A 14790-nucleotide genomic window follows, 5' to 3' on the forward strand; every position below is an offset into this window, starting at 1 on the left:
TTCGGGGGACAAGGATTCAGGTGAATAGTTCAGCCTGAGAAGCGTCCCCAGGGGATGTCCCGACGCATGGGTTTGCGGATCGGGCGCTGCGTGCGCTGCCACGCCGAGACGCGCGGCTCATCGGCGACGGCAGCCGTCGCTTCGCGCTCGTACGCGTCGGTGACCACCGCGATCAGCGCGGCGAGCTCCTCCTCGTTCGAAGTGCCGCGGACGATGCGAAGGTCGGGAGCCGCGTGCTCGTCGGTCACAGCGGGATGTTCCCGTGCTTCTTGGGCGGCAGCTCGGCACGCTTGCCGCGGAGTGCTCGCAGCGCTTTCGCGATCGACACGCGCGTGTTCGCCGGCTCGATGACGCCGTCGATCTCGCCGCGCTCAGCCGCCAGGAACGGAGACGTCACGCTGTAGGTGTACTCGTTCGCGAGGCGCGTGCGGACAGCGGCGACGTCCTCGCCGGCCTCCTCGGCCTTGCGGATCTCGTTGCGGTACAGGATGTTCACGGCGCCCTGGCCGCCCATGACGGCGATCTCGGCGGTCGGCCACGCGAGGTTGACGTCGGCGCCGAGTTGCTTGGAGCCCATGACGATGTACGCGCCGCCGTACGCCTTGCGCAGGATCACGGTGACCAGCGGCACGGTGGCCTCGGCGTAGGCGTAGATGAGCTTGGCGCCGCGGCGGATGACGCCGGTCCATTCCTGGTCGGTCCCGGGGAGGTAACCGGGAACGTCGACGAGCGTGACGATCGGGATGGAGAACGCGTCGCAGAAGCGCACGAAGCGGCTGGCCTTCTCGCCAGCCTCGATGTTCAGCGTGCCGGCCATCTGCGAGGGCTGATTGGCGATGATGCCGACCGAGCGCCCCTCGATGCGGCCGAAGCCGATCACGATATTCGGAGCGAAGAGCGGCTGCACCTCGAGGAAGTCGTCGTCGATCACGTGGTCGATGACAGTGTGGATGTCGTAGGGCTGGTTCGCGGAGTCCGGGATGATCGTGTTCAGGGTGCGATCGGCATCCGTCGTCTCCCATTCGAAGCCTGACTCGTAGCCGGGGATCTCGGCCATGTTGTTGTCGGGCAGGAAGCCCAGCAGCGTGCGCGCGTAGTCGATCGCATCGTCCTCGTCGTCTGCGAGGTAGTGCGCCACGCCGGAGCGCGTGTTGTGGGTGAGGGCTCCGCCGAGCTCCTCCATTCCGACATCCTCACCGGTGACGGTCTTGATGACATCGGGGCCGGTGACGAACATCTGGCTGGTCTTGTCGACCATGATGACGAAGTCGGTGAGCGCCGGCCCGTACACGGCGCCGCCGGCAGCCGGGCCCATGATGATCGAGATCTGCGGGATGACGCCGGACGAGCGCGTGTTCAGCTTGAAGATCTCGCCGTACTTGCTGAGGGCCAGCACGCCCTCCTGGATGCGGGCTCCGCCCGAGTCGAGGATGCCGATCACTGGCATGCCGCTGGTGAGGGCGAACTCCATGATCTTGATGATCTTGTCGCCCGAGACCTCGCCGAGCGAGCCGCCGAAAGTCGTGAAGTCCTGTGAGTAGACAGCGACCGTACGGCCGTGGATCGTGCCGATTCCGGTGACCACGGAGTCGCCGTAGGGGCGGTTGCGGTCCATGCCGAACGCCGTGGTGCGGTGGCGGACGTACTCGTCGAACTCGACGAAGCTGCCAGGGTCCACGAGCAGTTCGATGCGCTCTCGGGCGGTCATCTTGCCCTTGGCGTGCTGCTTCTCCTGCGCGATCTTCTCGGGCTCTGTGACCGCCTCGTTCAGGCGGGCGTGGAGGTCGGCGATCTTACTGGCGGTCGTGGAGAGGTCAGGGGTGTCCGTCACGGATTCCACCCTAGCGCCGCGCGCACGCCTCGCGTTGGATGCCTCGCACAACGGGTCGGGGGATCCTTTGGCGGGTTCCGTTGAGGTGCGGCGTCGCCTCGCGTCGCAGCGCGTGCAGTCGTTGCCGTCACACGACGAACCGCCACACGTACTCGAGCCCGTCGGCCGGGCGGAACCAGGCGATGGTCACGACGGCGTCGTCGAGGTCCGCCCCGCACAGACACAGTTCGATGTCCTCAGACGGCAGCACTTGACCCCACAGTTGGGTGTTCTCGCGGCTGGGGTCATCCAGCAGCACGCGTACGAAGTCAGCGCTCTCCGCGCTGCCGTTGATCACGACGGGGTGAGCAGGATCGGCGCGGCGGACCATCCAGGGCACGCGGTACGCCGCAGGCGGGGGAGACTCTGATGGATCGATCGGTCGCAGCATGCGAGCAACGGTAGGGACGACCGTCGACGTCGGACCCTCGCTGGAGAAGCCCCTTCACTGATCGGTTGACAAGGTGTCAGGAGGTCCTGTCCGTGGAGGGCGGGTCGAGTTCGTGATCCTTGCGCCTGCGACGCGTCACCTCGCCGACCTTCTCGCCCACCCGGCTTGCGCTCCGCGCGACCGTGCCAGCGCTCCGTGCGACGACGCCCGCGACGCCGGCGACCGCAGAGCCGGCGTAGCGAGCGCCGTTCAGCATCCGCAGCTCGAGCTTCTTCGATCCTTCGACGGGTTCGAGATCGGCGGGAAGAACCGCAGGAGCCACCCCGAACGCGCGACGCGACGTCGTCAGTACGCGACGCCCCAGCATGTGGTTGCCCGCGCCGCCCACCGCCGCGCCGATGCCGAACGGCATCGCCTTGCCGAGGAACGAGGCGCCACCCGCTGCGGCGAAATGCTTCACGAACCGGGTCTTGAGCTGATCGACGACGGGGCCGACGGCTGCTCGGGGGAGCGACTTCGTCACGATCTCGCCCCAGTACGACGACCTGCTCGATCCTTTGCCCGTCGCCTGATTGGCCAGCTGGCCGACGAGGTCGACACCCTCTTTGCCGAGCATCAGCGTCATGACGAGCGCGCGTGCGCGGTCGGGATTCTCGATCGCGATGCCGTGGACTTCTGCGAGCGACTGGGCGAACAGCGCGGTGGACTCGAGGAAGCCGAGAGTCTCGACACCCGACAGCGCCAGTGTGACGCCGGTGCCGATGCCTGGGACGACGGCGGTGGCGCCGACCGCAGCTCCACCTGTCGTGACGGCAGCCAGATAGCGGCGCTCGAGAATGCGAACCAGGCGATCCGGTGTGGCATCCGGATTGCGCAGGCGGATGCTGCGGATGTGTGCGAGCACGAGCGGACGCTGGATGGCCAGCACCTTGTCCAGTCCGCGTACGGTCAGCGGATGCTCCTCCGAGCCGGCGGGCGGCACTCCTTTGTCCCAAGCGGAGTCGTCCGGGAGGGAGTGGATCTTGTGCACCTTCTTGGCCATGGGCAGATCCTATGCAGGCGGTCCGGAAGAATGCCGAAAGCCCGACACCTTCGATGAGATCGGTGTCGGGCTTTCGCGCGTTTGCTCCGGCGGTTCAGACGAAGAGGTTCGCCTGCTCGAGATCCTCGGCGAAGTCGACCTCGACCGCGTACAGGTCGGAGACGTCCATCGGCTCGAGCAGCAGGCCGTCCTCGGCGATCGCCAGCTCGAGGCCGCCCTCGAAGTACTCCTGATCGTCGACCCGCGACAGCTGGCGCATGAACGCCTTCTTGTACGTGGAGGAGATGTAGTTGATGCCGATCGCCTCGCCGAGGCCGCCCTTCACCGACTTCGACAGCTCCTTGATGAAGCCCTCGGCGGTGACGGTGTACTTGACCTCTTCGTCGCTCACCTTCGAGGTGTTGACGGCGACGAACGACTGGTCGCGCTCGATGTACTCGATCGCGCGCCCGAGGATGCGCGGGTCGAAGACGACGTCGCCGTTCATCCAGAGCACGCCGCCCTTGCCCGTCGCGCCGAGGGCGCGCAGCAGGCTCTTGGACGTGTTGGTCTCGTCGTAGCGCTCGTTGTGCACGTAGTTGACGTGCGGGAACGCCTCGATGATGGTCTCGGCGCGGTAGCCGACGACGGCGGTGACGCGTGCGTCGCTGCCGAAGGCTGCGCGGATGTTCTCGTGCTGCTGCTGCATGATCGAGCGGCCGTCGCTGAGCTGGGTCAGCGGCTTCGGAAGCGCGCGCCCGAGGCGCGAGCCCATGCCGGCGGCGAGGATGACGGTCTGAAGAGTCACGAATACTCCTAAAAAAGAATCTGTGTTCATGGCCGGTTCACCGGCCGGACACTTCTTCGTGCCGACGTTCATGCTAGCGATGCCCGCTGGGAAGCCCCGGGGTGAGGCACCGCCGTTGCCATTTCGTGATGAGGTACACACCGGATCCACAGGTCGCATGGATCGTGGTGGACCCCTGCGTCGATTGTTTCGCGTGGCCCGGGGAAAGTCCACTGCCCGTTGATACCTTAGGACGGTGACTGCACCGGTGGATGACGACTTCGAAGGCCCGGATGCCGCCCCGAGCGCTCCCGCTGAAGACAAGACCACGACGCGCACCTCGGCTGTGCGGATCGTCGCCGCGCGTCCGAAGCGACAACCCGCAGCACGCACGAGTACGGCGAAGGCGACCCCTGACAAGACCTCGGCCGTGAAGGCGGCCGCCGCGCGCAATGCCGCTGCGCGGTCGGAGACGAAGAGCGCCGCGTCCAAGACCGCAGCGGCGAAGTCCGCGGCCGCGAAGGCGGCCGCCGCGAAGGCCGCAGCCACCAAAGCGACCAAGGCTGCGGCGGTGAAGGCTGAGCGAGAGGCAGCGAAGGCGGCGAAGCAGGAAGCTGCTCTGCGCGCCAAGGAGCAGGCGGCGGATGCCGTCACTGCCGGCGAGGTGATCGACGCAGCCCCGGATGCCGCCCCTGAGGAACTGATCGCCGATCTCCTCGACCCGGACTCGGTCGCGATCCCCGAGCCGATCGTCGACGCCGAGCCAGAGCCGCTCTTCCGACCCGAACCGAAGCAGACGCCCGTTCCCGAGCCCGACCCGGAGCCCGTTCCCGAGCCCGAGCCGGAGCCCGACCCGACCCCGGAATCGGAGAACGACCCGACCCCGGAACCGGAGAACGAGCCGGAGCAGGCGAAGGAGCGCGAGCAGGACATCGACGCAGCCGCAGCCGCGGAAGCCGTCGTCACCGATGTGCATGCGCCCGCGGCATCCGATGCGATCGTCGTCCGCGGTCTGGTGAAGGACTTCGGCGACCACCGCGCGGTGAACGGCATCGACCTCACGGTCCCGGCCGGCTCGTTCTACGGCATCGTCGGTCCGAACGGCGCAGGGAAGACGACGACCCTGTCGATCCTGGCCGGGCTCCTGCGAGCCGATGCCGGTGACATCGAGGTGTGCGGCATCGACCAGGCGAAGAATCCGCTCAGCGCCAAGCGCGTCATGGGTGTCCTGCCCGACCGGCTGCGCACCTTCGACCGCCTGACCGGCAGGCAGCTGCTGCACTACTACGGCCTGCTCCGCGGGCTCTCTGCGGACGTCATCGAGAAGCGCTCGGCCGACCTCATGCGCGCATTCGATCTCGCCGGATCCGTCGGTCGTGTCGTGTCCGACTACTCGGCAGGCATGACGAAGAAGATCATGCTCGCCGGAGCCATGATCCACTCGCCGCGGGTGCTCATCCTCGATGAGCCGTTCGAGTCCGTCGACCCGGTCTCCTCGGCCGTGATCCTCGACATCCTCCGCGCCTATGTCGACCACGGCGGCACGGTCATCCTCTCCAGCCACGGCATGGATCTCGTCGAGCGCGTGTGCTCGCGCGTCGCGATCATCGTGGGTGGAGACGTGCTCGCCGAGGGCACGATCGACGAGGTGCGCGCTGGACAGACGCTCGAATCGCGTTTCGTCGAGCTGTCCGGCGGCACCGGCGAGGTGGAGGGGCTCGAGTGGTTGCACACGTTCTCCGACTGAGGATCGCGCTCATGCTCGGCGCCCTGCGGGGCGACCGAGTGGTGCGCACGATCATCGGGCTGGCCGCGCTCGTGGCGGCGACCGCGGTCGTCTGCGTCGCCCTGCTGAGCCTGTCCGATGCCCCGCTGACCGCAGCCAGGACCGTGATCGTGCTGGGCAGTTCCGCGGCGGTGCTGGGATTCCTCGTCGGTCCGATCCTCACCGGCACGGCCGATCAGCTCGACCCGCGACGGTTCCGCGTGTTCGGCGTCGACGATCGTGCGATGCCGTGGATCCTCGGCTTCGCGTCGATGGTGAGCGTGCCCTCATTCGCCCTCATCGCCGTCGCCGCGTGCTTCGTCGTCACGCTCGTCGCACTGGGCACACCGGTCTGGGGCGCCGTGATCACCGCCGTGTTCGGCGTCATCTCCCTCGCTGTCGCCGCGCGCATCGGCATGGCGATCAGCGCCCTGCTGCTGCCGGAACGACGTTCCCGAGAACTCACCGCTCTGTTCGTGCTCGCCGTGATCGTCGTCGCCTTCCCCGCAGCGGTGTTCCTCGGATCCCTGGAGTGGGACGGCCGTGTACCGGACGCCGTCGCCGCGGCGGCCAACGTCATCGCATCCACGCCGCTCGCCGCAGTCCCCGGATTCGCCCTGGCCGTCGCGGCCGGCGACGAGTCGGGAGCGTGGCTGAGCGGCCTCATCTCTGTCGCGACCGTGATCGCGCTCTGGATGTGCTGGACCTGGCTCGTGCGGCGGCTGCTGACGACCACTGATCGGCCGACGATGGCCCGCGAGCGGTCCGGTCTCGGATGGTTCGGGCTGCTGCCGGCGAACGCGTTCGGTGCGATCGCCGCGCGGAGCCTCGTGTACTGGTTCCGTGATCGCCGCTACATCGTCAACTTCGTGATCGTGCCGATCGCCGGTGTGCTGACCGTCTTCCCGCTGCTGGTGGCAGGGGTTCCGCTGTACATCGCGGCCCTCGTGCCGGTTCCGGTCATGGCGCTCTTCTTCGGCTGGCTACCCCACAACGATGCCGCGTACGACTCCACAGCGCTCTGGGTCCACGTCGCGAGCGGCATCCGCGGTGCTGCCGACCGGCTCGGCCGCCTCGTCCCGATCGCGCTCGTCGCGATCCCGGTGCTCGCCATCGCGATCCCTGTCAGCCTGGCCCTGGTCGACAGCTGGTATCTGCTGATGCCGATGATCGGTCTTGCTGCAAACCTCTTCCTGGGTGGTCTCGGGGTCTCCAGCATCCTGTCGGTCACCTCGCCTTACGCGGTCTCGCGCCCTGGTGACAGTCCGTTCCAGCAGCCGCAGCGTTCGGCATCCCGTGCTGGATACGCACCGGCGATCGGTTTCATCGGCGCCCTGGTGCTGAGCGCTCCGACCATCTGGCTGTTCGTCATGACGGTGATCGAGGACGATTCGTACAACCCCGCCACCTTCTGGGTGGGGACGGCGTCAGGCATCGTGCTCCTCGCCGCCGGAGCCGCGATCGGCGGACTCGTCTGGGATCGCGGCGGGACGCGTCTCATGGAGTTCGTCGAGACCGCTTGAGACCACCCCGACGGCGCGCCCGGCGATTAGACTCAGCGCATGAGTACTCCGCTGGACAGCCCCGATCAGGGCGGCGTGGCAACGCTTGATCGCGAACTGGAAGAACTTCTCAAGGAAGAGAATCTCGAGCCGGGCGACCACGAGCGCTTCTCGCACTACGTCAAGAAGGACAAGATCCTCGAGTCGGCGATCACCGGCAAGCCGGTGCGAGCGCTGTGCGGCAAGAAGTGGACGCCTGGTCGCGACCCGGAGAAGTTCCCGATCTGCCCGACGTGCAAGGAGATCTACGAGTCGATGGTCGGCTGACGCCCATCACCCCTGATCGACGAAGACCGTCGGGATCGCCGGGTCGGACTTGCTGAGCGCGAGTGCGCGCACGGGCAGCTCCTCGCGCACGCGCAGGTGGTGCTCTCGAGCGGATGCCGTCCCTGACGCCCCTTCATACGAGGTGTCGATGTCTCCTGCTTCGACCAGCGCGACCTGGAGCGGCCGGGAGTCCGGGTGCTCCGCCGCCGAACCCAGAGCTTCGAACCCGTCGGAGACGACGATGGTCTCGGCCGTGGCAGCTCCGCGCTGCAGCATGCGGAACGCGGCCTTGCGGCCGCCCTTCGAACCCTTGTCCGTCGAAGCCTTGGCGACGCTGACCCAGCCGCCGCCGGCATCCTGCCTGGCGACGAGTTTGTAGACCATCCCGGCCGTCGGATATCCGGAGCCGGTGACGACGGACGTCCCGACGCCGTAGAAGTCGACGGGGGATGCCGCAAGAGCCGCGATCGCGTACTCGTCGAGGTCGCTCGTCACGGTGATCTTCGTGTTCACGGCGCCCAGCTCGTCCAACTGGGTGCGCACGGCAGCGGCGACCGTCGGGAGATCGCCGGAGTCGAGCCGGACGCCGCCGAGGTCGGTGCCGGCGACGCGCACAGCGGTGGCGACGCCCTCGCGGATGTCATAGGTATCCACGAGCAGTGTCGTGCCGGTGCCGAGACTGTCGATCTGAGCGCGGAACGCGGCCTCTTCGGAGTCGTGCAGGAGAGTCCAGGAGTGGGCGGCGGTGCCCATCGTCGGGATGCCCCACAGCCGCCCGGCCTCGAGGTTGCTGGTGGCGCCGAAGCCGGCGATGTACGCAGCGCGGGCGGCGGCCACCGCCGAGTGCTCGGCTGCACGTCGTGAGCCCATCTCCGCGAGCGGGCGCTCGCCGGCGGCGATGCTCATGCGGGATGCCGCTGTCGCGACCGCCGAGTCGTGGTTCAGGACGCTCAATGCGATCGTCTCCAGCACCACGGCGTCGGCGAAGGTGCCCTCGACGGTGAGGAGGGGGGAGCCGGGGAAGTACAGCTCGCCCTCGCGGTAGCCGCGGATCGATCCGGTGAACCGGTAGTTCTCCAGATACGTGAGCGTGTCGGCATCCACGACGTTCTTGTCCCGCAGGAATCGCAGCTCGTCTTCGCCGAAGCGGAAATCGCGCAGCAGCGACAGCAGGCGCCCCGTTCCGGCCACGACGCCGAAACGACGTCCGCCGGACAGCCGGCGGGCGAACAGCTCGAACACGCTGGGGCGAGCGGCGGTTCCGTCACGCAGGGCCGCGCCCAGCATGGTGAGTTCGTAGCGGTCGGTGAGCAGCGCCGTCGACGAGGTCATCCACTCAGCCTACTGTCGCCGCTCCGGCCGCCGAGCGCCGGGAAGGGTAGGCTGGTGAGTCATGAACGCGGCACCGATCGGCATCTTCGACTCCGGTGTCGGCGGACTCACCGTGGCCCGCGCGATCCGTGCCCAGCTGCCGCGCGAATCCTTCGTCTACATCGGCGACACCCTGCATTCGCCCTACGGCCCCAAGCCCATCGCCGACGTGCGCCGCTACTCGCTCGAGGTGCTCGACACGCTCGTCGACCAGGGCGTCAAGATGCTCGTGATCGCCTGCAACACGGCATCCGCCGCCATGCTGCGCGACGCGCGCGAGCGCTACGACGTGCCCGTCGTCGAGGTCATCGGCCCCGCGGTGCGCCGCGCCGTCTCGACGACCCGCAACGGCCGCGTCGGCGTGATCGGCACGGTCGGCACGATCGGTTCGCGGGCCTATCAGGACATGCTCGAGGTCAACGAGCAGCTGGAGGTGTTCACTGCGGCCTGCCCTCGTTTCGTCGAATTCGTCGAGGCCGGGGTCACCGGTACACCAGAAGTCATGGCCACCGCCGAGGAGTATCTCGCGCCGCTGCGGGATGCCGACGTCGACACGCTCGTGCTCGGATGCACGCACTACCCGTTCCTGCGCGGGGCGATCAGCTACGTGATGGGCGAGGGCGTGTCGCTGGTCTCGAGCGACGACGAGACCGCCGGTGACGTCTACCGGCAACTGATGCGCGGCGACCTGCTCGCACCTGCTGACGCGCGAGCTACGTACGTGTACGAGGCGACGGGGGAGTCCACCGAGGAGTTCACCGCGCTCGCCAACCGTCTGATGGGCACAGAGGTCCGCGACGTGCAGCACGTGCAGACCGGCGTCATCACCCTCCCCGATCTCTCCGAACTCGCCGAGAACACGGCATCCGACCCGAAGGAAACCCATGTCTGACATCGTCCGCGCGGATGGCCGCGCTACGGACCAGCTCCGCGAGATCACGATCGAACGCGGCTGGAGCGCGAACGCCGAGGGATCGGCCCTCATCAGCTTCGGCGGCACGAAGGTGCTGTGCACGGCATCCTTCACCAACGGCGTGCCTCGCTGGCTCACAGGCAAGGGCAAGGGCTGGGTCACGGCGGAGTACGCGATGCTGCCGCGGGCGACGAACAGCCGCAACGACCGTGAGAGCGTCAAGGGTCGGATCGGCGGACGCACGCACGAGATCTCGCGCCTGATCGGCCGCGCGCTGCGCGCCGTCGTCGACACGAAGGCACTCGGCGAGAACACGATCGTCATCGACTGCGACGTCCTGCAGGCAGACGGCGGAACGCGCACGGCGGCGATCACCGGCGCCTACGTCGCTCTGGCTGATGCGATCGAGTGGGGCCGTGCCAAGAAGTTCATCGGCAAGAACGCCACGCCCCTGATCGACTCCGTCGCCGCGGTGTCAGTGGGAATCATCGACGGCGAGCCGATGCTCGACCTGCCGTACGTCGAGGACGTCCGCGCCGAGACCGACATGAACATCGTCGTCACCGGTCGTGGGCTGTTCGTCGAGGTGCAGGGCACCGCCGAGGGAGCGCCGTTCGACAAGCGCGAACTCGATGCTCTGCTCGAGCTCGGCGTCGCCGGATGCGCGACGTTGAAGGAGCACCAGCTCGCAGCGCTCGCAGGCGAGTGACGATGAAGGTCGTTCTCGCCACGCACAATCCGCACAAGGTCTCTGAGTTCCAGCAGATCGTGGCGATGACCCGCCCGGATCTCGAGGTCGTCGGATACGACGGTCCTGAGCCGGTCGAAGACGGCGTCACGTTCGCGGAGAACGCTCTGATCAAGGCTCGTGCGGCCGCCGCCCACACCGGGCTCCCTGCCATGGCCGATGATTCGGGGATCTGCGTGGACGTGCTCGGCGGATCGCCGGGCATCTTCTCCGCCTACTGGGCGGGGCAGAAGAAGGACGCGACGGCGAACCTCGAGCTGCTGCTCGATCAGCTCGCCGACATCGCCGATCCGCATCGCACGGCTCAGTTCGTCTCGACGATCGCGCTCGTGACGCCTGCGGGCGTGGAGCAGACCGTCGAGGGCGTCTGGCCGGGCCGACTCGCGCACTCCGCCGCCGGTGCGGGTGGATTCGGCTACGACCCGATCTTCATCCCGGACGGACAGGCGGAGGGTGCCGAGCGCACCACCGCTGAGCTGTCCAGCGAGGAGAAGCAGTCGCAGTCGCATCGGGCCCGCGCCTTCGAGGTATTCGTGCCGCTGCTGAAGACCCTCTGAGGCGCCGCGACCGGACGCGTGCTGTATCACTTTCGTCGGTTATTCAGCGCCAGAACCGACCGAAGTGATACGGCATCCCGTCATCGGACGGGAGAGCGGATGCTAGTGAGAATCGTTACCCTTCCCGACTAGGCGAAAACGCCTCTGACGCGTGGTTTCGCTCGTAGCCTGGATACATGCACGACCACGCGCACGGGATCAGAGGCTCAGGCAGCCGCCGCCTGCTGACGATCTCGCTGTGCCTGACCGCAACGGTCATGCTCGTGCAGATCGTCGGCGCGATCCTCACCGGGTCGCTGGCGCTGCTCGCGGACGCCGCGCACATGTTCACCGACGCCTCGGCGCTCGTGATCGCGCTCATCGCCAGCACGGTCGCCGCCCGCCCCGCCGATGACCGCCGCACGTTCGGCTATCAGCGTGCCGAAGTGCTCGGAGCCCTGGTCAACGCCATCATCCTCATCGTGCTCTCGGTGAGCGTCGGAATCGAGGGTGTCCGGCGCCTCGTCGAGCCCGCCGACACCGAGGTGGCCGGCCCGCTCATGCTCGTCGTCGCCGTCATCGGTCTCGCGGCGAACGCGATCGCGATGTGGCTGCTCAGCTCCGCGCAGAGGACGAACATCAACGTGCGGGGCGCGTACCTCGAGGTGCTCGGCGACATGATCGGCTCGGCGGCCGTGATCGTCGCCGCCATCATCATCGTCACGACCGGATGGATGCCGGCGGATGCCATCGCCTCCCTGTTCATCGCCGTCATGATCATTCCGCGGGCGATCACCCTGCTGCGAGAGGTGTTCTCGGTGCTGGCGGAGTCCGCGCCGAAGGACACCCATGTCAGCGAGATCCGCGACCACCTGCTCGGCTTCGACGGAGTCACCAGCGTCCACGACGTGCACGTGTGGCAGCTCACCAGGGGAGCGCCGGTCTTCTCCGCGCACGTCGGCGTCGATCAGGCCGTGTTCGCCGAGGGACGTGCGGGCGCACTCCTCGAACAGCTCCAGGGCTGCCTCGCCGACCACTTCGACGTCGAGCACTCCACATTCCAATTGGAACCCGACGGGCAGGCGGAGTGCGCGGAGACGCACGCCTAGCAGCTCTCACTCGACGCGGATGTCGGCGATCTCCTTGTCCGGGCGCAAGCCGCGCCAGCGGGCATGGCGCAGCGAGCGATCCGTCGTCCAGCCGGCGAACTCCACTTCGCCCACGAGCTCCGGATGCACCCAGAGCGCGTCGCGGGCATCGAGATCCGGTACGCCCTCCAGCGGGTTGTCGTCGGTGCGCAACGGGGTGAGCTGAGCGAGCAGATCGCGCAGCATCCGATCGTCGAATCCCGATCCGACCCTGCCGACGTAGCGGAGCGTGCCGTCGGCATCCGGGACGCCGAGGAGCAGGGAGCCGAACGTCCCCGACCGGTTGCCCTTGCCAGGGCGGATGCCGGCGACCGCGACCTCCTGTGTCCGGGTGTGCTTGAGCTTCAGCCAGTCCGCCGAACGGATGCCTGGACGATACTTCGACCCCGCCGACTTCACCACGACGCCCTCGAGGTCGAGCTCGCGACTGGTCTGCATCGCGGCATCCAGATCATCGAACACGGGGGGCACGATGACCGGACGATCCGCGCTCTCGCCGAGCGTCTGGAGCAACGCGCGGCGATCGCGCAGAGGCACGCCGGTGAGGTCGTGGCCGTCCAGGCGGACCAGATCGAACAGGTGATACGCGATCGGGGTTCGCACGACCTCGCGCTCGATCTCGCGCGCCTTCGTGAGATGCATGCGGCGCTGGAGGAGCCCGAAGCTCGGCCGGCCGGAGGCATCCAGGGCGACGATCTCGCCGTCGACGATCGCCTCATTCGCCGCGAAGTGGGGCGCCCCGTCGGCGGTGAGCTCCGGGTAGCGGGCGGTGATGTCGGTGCCGCTGCGGGCGTGCAGTCGCAGGCGGCCGTCCTGCCACGTCCCGATCGCGCGGATGCCGTCCCACTTGATCTCGGTCCAGGCATCGCGGATCGAGCGGGCGAGGCCGGGCGTGCCGGACTCAGCCAGCATCGGACTCACGACACCTGTCGTGCTGTGCATCGGTGTGCTCTGCGGCGATGTGCGCTTCGGAGCGTGCCCCGCGTACTGCTTCGGCGCGGCATGTTTCGGCGCGGCATCCTGTGCCTTCATCCGGTGCAGCAGCCACGACGACTTCTCGCCGGAGCCCTCCGTGCGGATCAGCGCGAGCCGGGCGCGGCCGAGCGGCCCAGACCCCGTGAACGTGCCGATCACCTCGTCGTCGCGCCACTTCTCGAGCTCGACCGTGCCGGAGTCCCAGATCGTCATGGTCCCTGCGCCGTACTCGCCGTGCGGGATCTCGCCGTGGAAGGTCAGGTACTCGAGCGGATGCGGTTCGGTCATCACCGCCAGCCGATTGCGGGTGGGGGTCTCGGGGACGCCCTTGGGTACGGCCCAGCTGACGAGCACGCCGTCGCGCTCGATACGCAGATCGAAGTGCTTGGCCCGGGCGTGATGCTCCTGGATGACGAAACGGGGGAGGGCGCCGGCCCCAGTGATGACGGTGCGCTCCGGGACAGGTTCCGGTGTGCGCGAGGCATCCCTCTTCGACCGGTAGGAGGCGAGCACGGCATCCGCCGACGACGGGCCGAACCCCGCGAACGGGTCGATGCCTTCTTCCACGCGCGATGCGACCTCGCCGAAATCGAGCTGGTGGAGCTTCGGATCGTCGAGCTCGTCCCAGGTACGGGGAGCCGCCGCGGTCGGGTGGGCTCGGCCGCGCAGCGAGTACGGCGAGATCGTCGTCTTCGAGCCGTTGTTCTGGCTCCAATCGATGAACACCTTCCCACCGCGGACCGACTTCGACATGGTGCTCGTGGCGAGGTCGGGATGGTCCGTCTCGATCGAACGCGCCAGTTCACGAGCGATCGCCGACGCCTGATCGCTGGACTGCGTGCCGTCCAGGTGGCAGTACAGGTGGATGCCCTTGCTGCCGCTTGTGACAGGAACGGGGTCGAGGCCGATGTCGCCGAGGATCTCGCGGGCGAGACGGGCGACATGCGCGCACTGGGCGAGGTCGACGCCGGGCCCGGGGTCGAGGTCGAGGACGAGGCGGTCGGGGTTCCGGCGCTCGCCGTCCTGGCCGAACCGCCATTGGGGCACGTGCAGCTCGATGCTCGCGATCTGCGCCATCCACACGAGCGTGGGCAGATCGGCTGCGATCGGGTACTCCTTCGCGCCGCCCGAGTGCTCGATCGGCAGATGCCGCACCCACGTGGGCGCGCCGCGCTCGATCTGCTTCGCGAAGAACGCCTCAGCCGGGGCATCCGCCGTACCGACGCCCTCCACCCACCGCTTGCGCGTGACAGGGCGATCGGCGAGCAGGGGCAGCATCAGCGGGGCCACTCGCGTGTAATACGCGATCACCTCGCCCTTGGTCGTGCCCGTCTCGGGGTACATCACCTTGTCGAGGTTCGTCAGGCGCAGGCGCCTGCCGTCGACCTCGACCTGCTGCGGCGCGCTCGGCATGTCGAAAGACTAGGGCATGTCGA

The 14790-nt window shown here is 68.0% G+C and carries 14 protein-coding genes; 7 read left to right on the forward strand and 7 right to left on the reverse strand.

The window, feature by feature from the left end:
- Nucleotides 1–29: 29 nt before the first annotated feature.
- From KHB019_RS12790 to KHB019_RS12810, 5 genes are all read right to left on the reverse strand, one after another.
- A complete protein-coding gene (locus KHB019_RS12790; protein WP_230103923.1) occupies nt 30–248 on the reverse strand; it encodes an acyl-CoA carboxylase subunit epsilon in 219 nt (72 codons plus the stop codon).
- Nucleotides 245–1840 carry an acyl-CoA carboxylase subunit beta gene (locus KHB019_RS12795; protein WP_325472245.1) on the reverse strand — a complete coding sequence of 532 codons (1596 nt, stop codon included), beginning with the start codon at nt 1838–1840 and terminating at the stop codon, nt 245–247. The genes KHB019_RS12790 and KHB019_RS12795 overlap by 4 nt, the downstream gene beginning before the upstream one ends.
- Before the next feature lie 118 nt (nt 1841–1958).
- A complete protein-coding gene (locus tag KHB019_RS12800) occupies nt 1959–2261 on the reverse strand; it encodes a hypothetical protein (protein ID WP_230103921.1) in 303 nt (100 codons plus the stop codon).
- Nucleotides 2262–2337: 76 nt separating this feature from the next.
- Nucleotides 2338–3303, reverse strand: a complete 966-nt coding sequence (locus KHB019_RS12805; RefSeq protein WP_230103920.1) for a hypothetical protein — start codon at nt 3301–3303, stop codon at nt 2338–2340.
- A 94-nt stretch (nt 3304–3397) separates the two neighbouring features.
- Nucleotides 3398–4090, reverse strand: coding sequence for a phosphocholine cytidylyltransferase family protein (locus tag KHB019_RS12810; RefSeq protein WP_325472243.1), 693 nt, complete (start codon nt 4088–4090; stop codon nt 3398–3400).
- 235 nt (nt 4091–4325) lie between these two features.
- Between KHB019_RS12810 and KHB019_RS12815 the strand changes: the two genes are divergently transcribed.
- The 3 genes from KHB019_RS12815 to KHB019_RS12825 are packed head-to-tail and all read left to right on the forward strand — an operon-like array spanning nt 4326 to nt 7663.
- Nucleotides 4326–5816, forward strand: a complete 1491-nt coding sequence (locus KHB019_RS12815; protein ID WP_337459133.1) for an ABC transporter ATP-binding protein — start codon at nt 4326–4328, stop codon at nt 5814–5816.
- Between the two features lie 11 nt (nt 5817–5827).
- Nucleotides 5828–7357 carry a hypothetical protein gene (locus tag KHB019_RS12820; protein WP_337459134.1) on the forward strand — a complete coding sequence of 510 codons (1530 nt, stop codon included), beginning with the start codon at nt 5828–5830 and terminating at the stop codon, nt 7355–7357.
- A gap of 39 nt (nt 7358–7396) precedes the next feature.
- Nucleotides 7397–7663, forward strand: coding sequence for a DUF3039 domain-containing protein (locus KHB019_RS12825; protein ID WP_175985570.1), 267 nt, complete (start codon nt 7397–7399; stop codon nt 7661–7663).
- 6 nt (nt 7664–7669) lie between these two features.
- On the opposite strand, the gene KHB019_RS12830 is transcribed toward KHB019_RS12825, so the two are convergent.
- Entirely contained in the window at nt 7670–8995 is a 1326-nt protein-coding gene (locus KHB019_RS12830) for a nicotinate phosphoribosyltransferase (protein ID WP_325472241.1), read from the reverse strand.
- A 61-nt stretch (nt 8996–9056) separates the two neighbouring features.
- On the opposite strand from KHB019_RS12830, the gene murI reads away from it, so the two are divergent.
- The 4 genes from murI (at nt 9057) to KHB019_RS12850 (ending at nt 12340) form a co-directional block, all read left to right on the forward strand.
- Nucleotides 9057–9926, forward strand: a complete 870-nt coding sequence (gene murI, locus KHB019_RS12835; protein WP_337459135.1) for a glutamate racemase — start codon at nt 9057–9059, stop codon at nt 9924–9926.
- Nucleotides 9919–10656: a ribonuclease PH gene (gene rph / locus KHB019_RS12840; RefSeq protein ID WP_230103915.1), complete on the forward strand. Its 738-nt coding sequence runs from the start codon at nt 9919–9921 to the stop codon at nt 10654–10656. Before murI ends, rph begins: the two co-directional genes overlap by 8 nt.
- Before the next feature lie 2 nt (nt 10657–10658).
- On the forward strand, nt 10659–11252 hold the full coding sequence (rdgB, locus tag KHB019_RS12845; RefSeq protein ID WP_230103914.1) for an RdgB/HAM1 family non-canonical purine NTP pyrophosphatase: 594 nt from the start codon (nt 10659–10661) through the stop codon (nt 11250–11252).
- 176 nt (nt 11253–11428) lie between these two features.
- Nucleotides 11429–12340: a cation diffusion facilitator family transporter gene (locus KHB019_RS12850; RefSeq protein ID WP_230103913.1), complete on the forward strand. Its 912-nt coding sequence runs from the start codon at nt 11429–11431 to the stop codon at nt 12338–12340.
- Between the two features lie 6 nt (nt 12341–12346).
- Here the strand turns inward: KHB019_RS12850 and KHB019_RS12855 are convergent, their stop codons facing one another.
- Entirely contained in the window at nt 12347–14767 is a 2421-nt protein-coding gene (locus KHB019_RS12855; protein ID WP_337459136.1) for an ATP-dependent DNA ligase, read from the reverse strand.
- Nucleotides 14768–14790: the final 23 nt, after the last annotated feature.

It is taken from the genome of Microbacterium sp. KHB019 (assembly GCF_037285405.1).
Lineage (GTDB): Bacteria > Actinomycetota > Actinomycetes > Actinomycetales > Microbacteriaceae > Microbacterium.

Bases quoted from the DNA above. Each gene is read 5' to 3' on its own strand.
- KHB019_RS12825 (WP_175985570.1), top strand. From the start codon at position 7,397: ATGAGTACTCCGCTGGACAGCCCCGATCAGGGCGGCGTGGCAACGCTT.
- KHB019_RS12800 (WP_230103921.1), bottom strand. From the start codon at position 2,261: ATGCTGCGACCGATCGATCCATCAGAGTCTCCCCCGCCTGCGGCGTAC.
- KHB019_RS12830 (WP_325472241.1), bottom strand. From the start codon at position 8,995: ATGACCTCGTCGACGGCGCTGCTCACCGACCGCTACGAACTCACCATG.
- rph (WP_230103915.1), top strand. From the start codon at position 9,919: ATGTCTGACATCGTCCGCGCGGATGGCCGCGCTACGGACCAGCTCCGC.
- KHB019_RS12850 (WP_230103913.1), top strand. From the start codon at position 11,429: ATGCACGACCACGCGCACGGGATCAGAGGCTCAGGCAGCCGCCGCCTG.
- KHB019_RS12855 (WP_337459136.1), bottom strand. From the start codon at position 14,767: ATGCCGAGCGCGCCGCAGCAGGTCGAGGTCGACGGCAGGCGCCTGCGC.
- rdgB (WP_230103914.1), top strand. From the start codon at position 10,659: ATGAAGGTCGTTCTCGCCACGCACAATCCGCACAAGGTCTCTGAGTTC.
- murI (WP_337459135.1), top strand. From the start codon at position 9,057: ATGAACGCGGCACCGATCGGCATCTTCGACTCCGGTGTCGGCGGACTC.
- KHB019_RS12820 (WP_337459134.1), top strand. From the start codon at position 5,828: ATGCTCGGCGCCCTGCGGGGCGACCGAGTGGTGCGCACGATCATCGGG.
- KHB019_RS12805 (WP_230103920.1), bottom strand. From the start codon at position 3,303: ATGGCCAAGAAGGTGCACAAGATCCACTCCCTCCCGGACGACTCCGCT.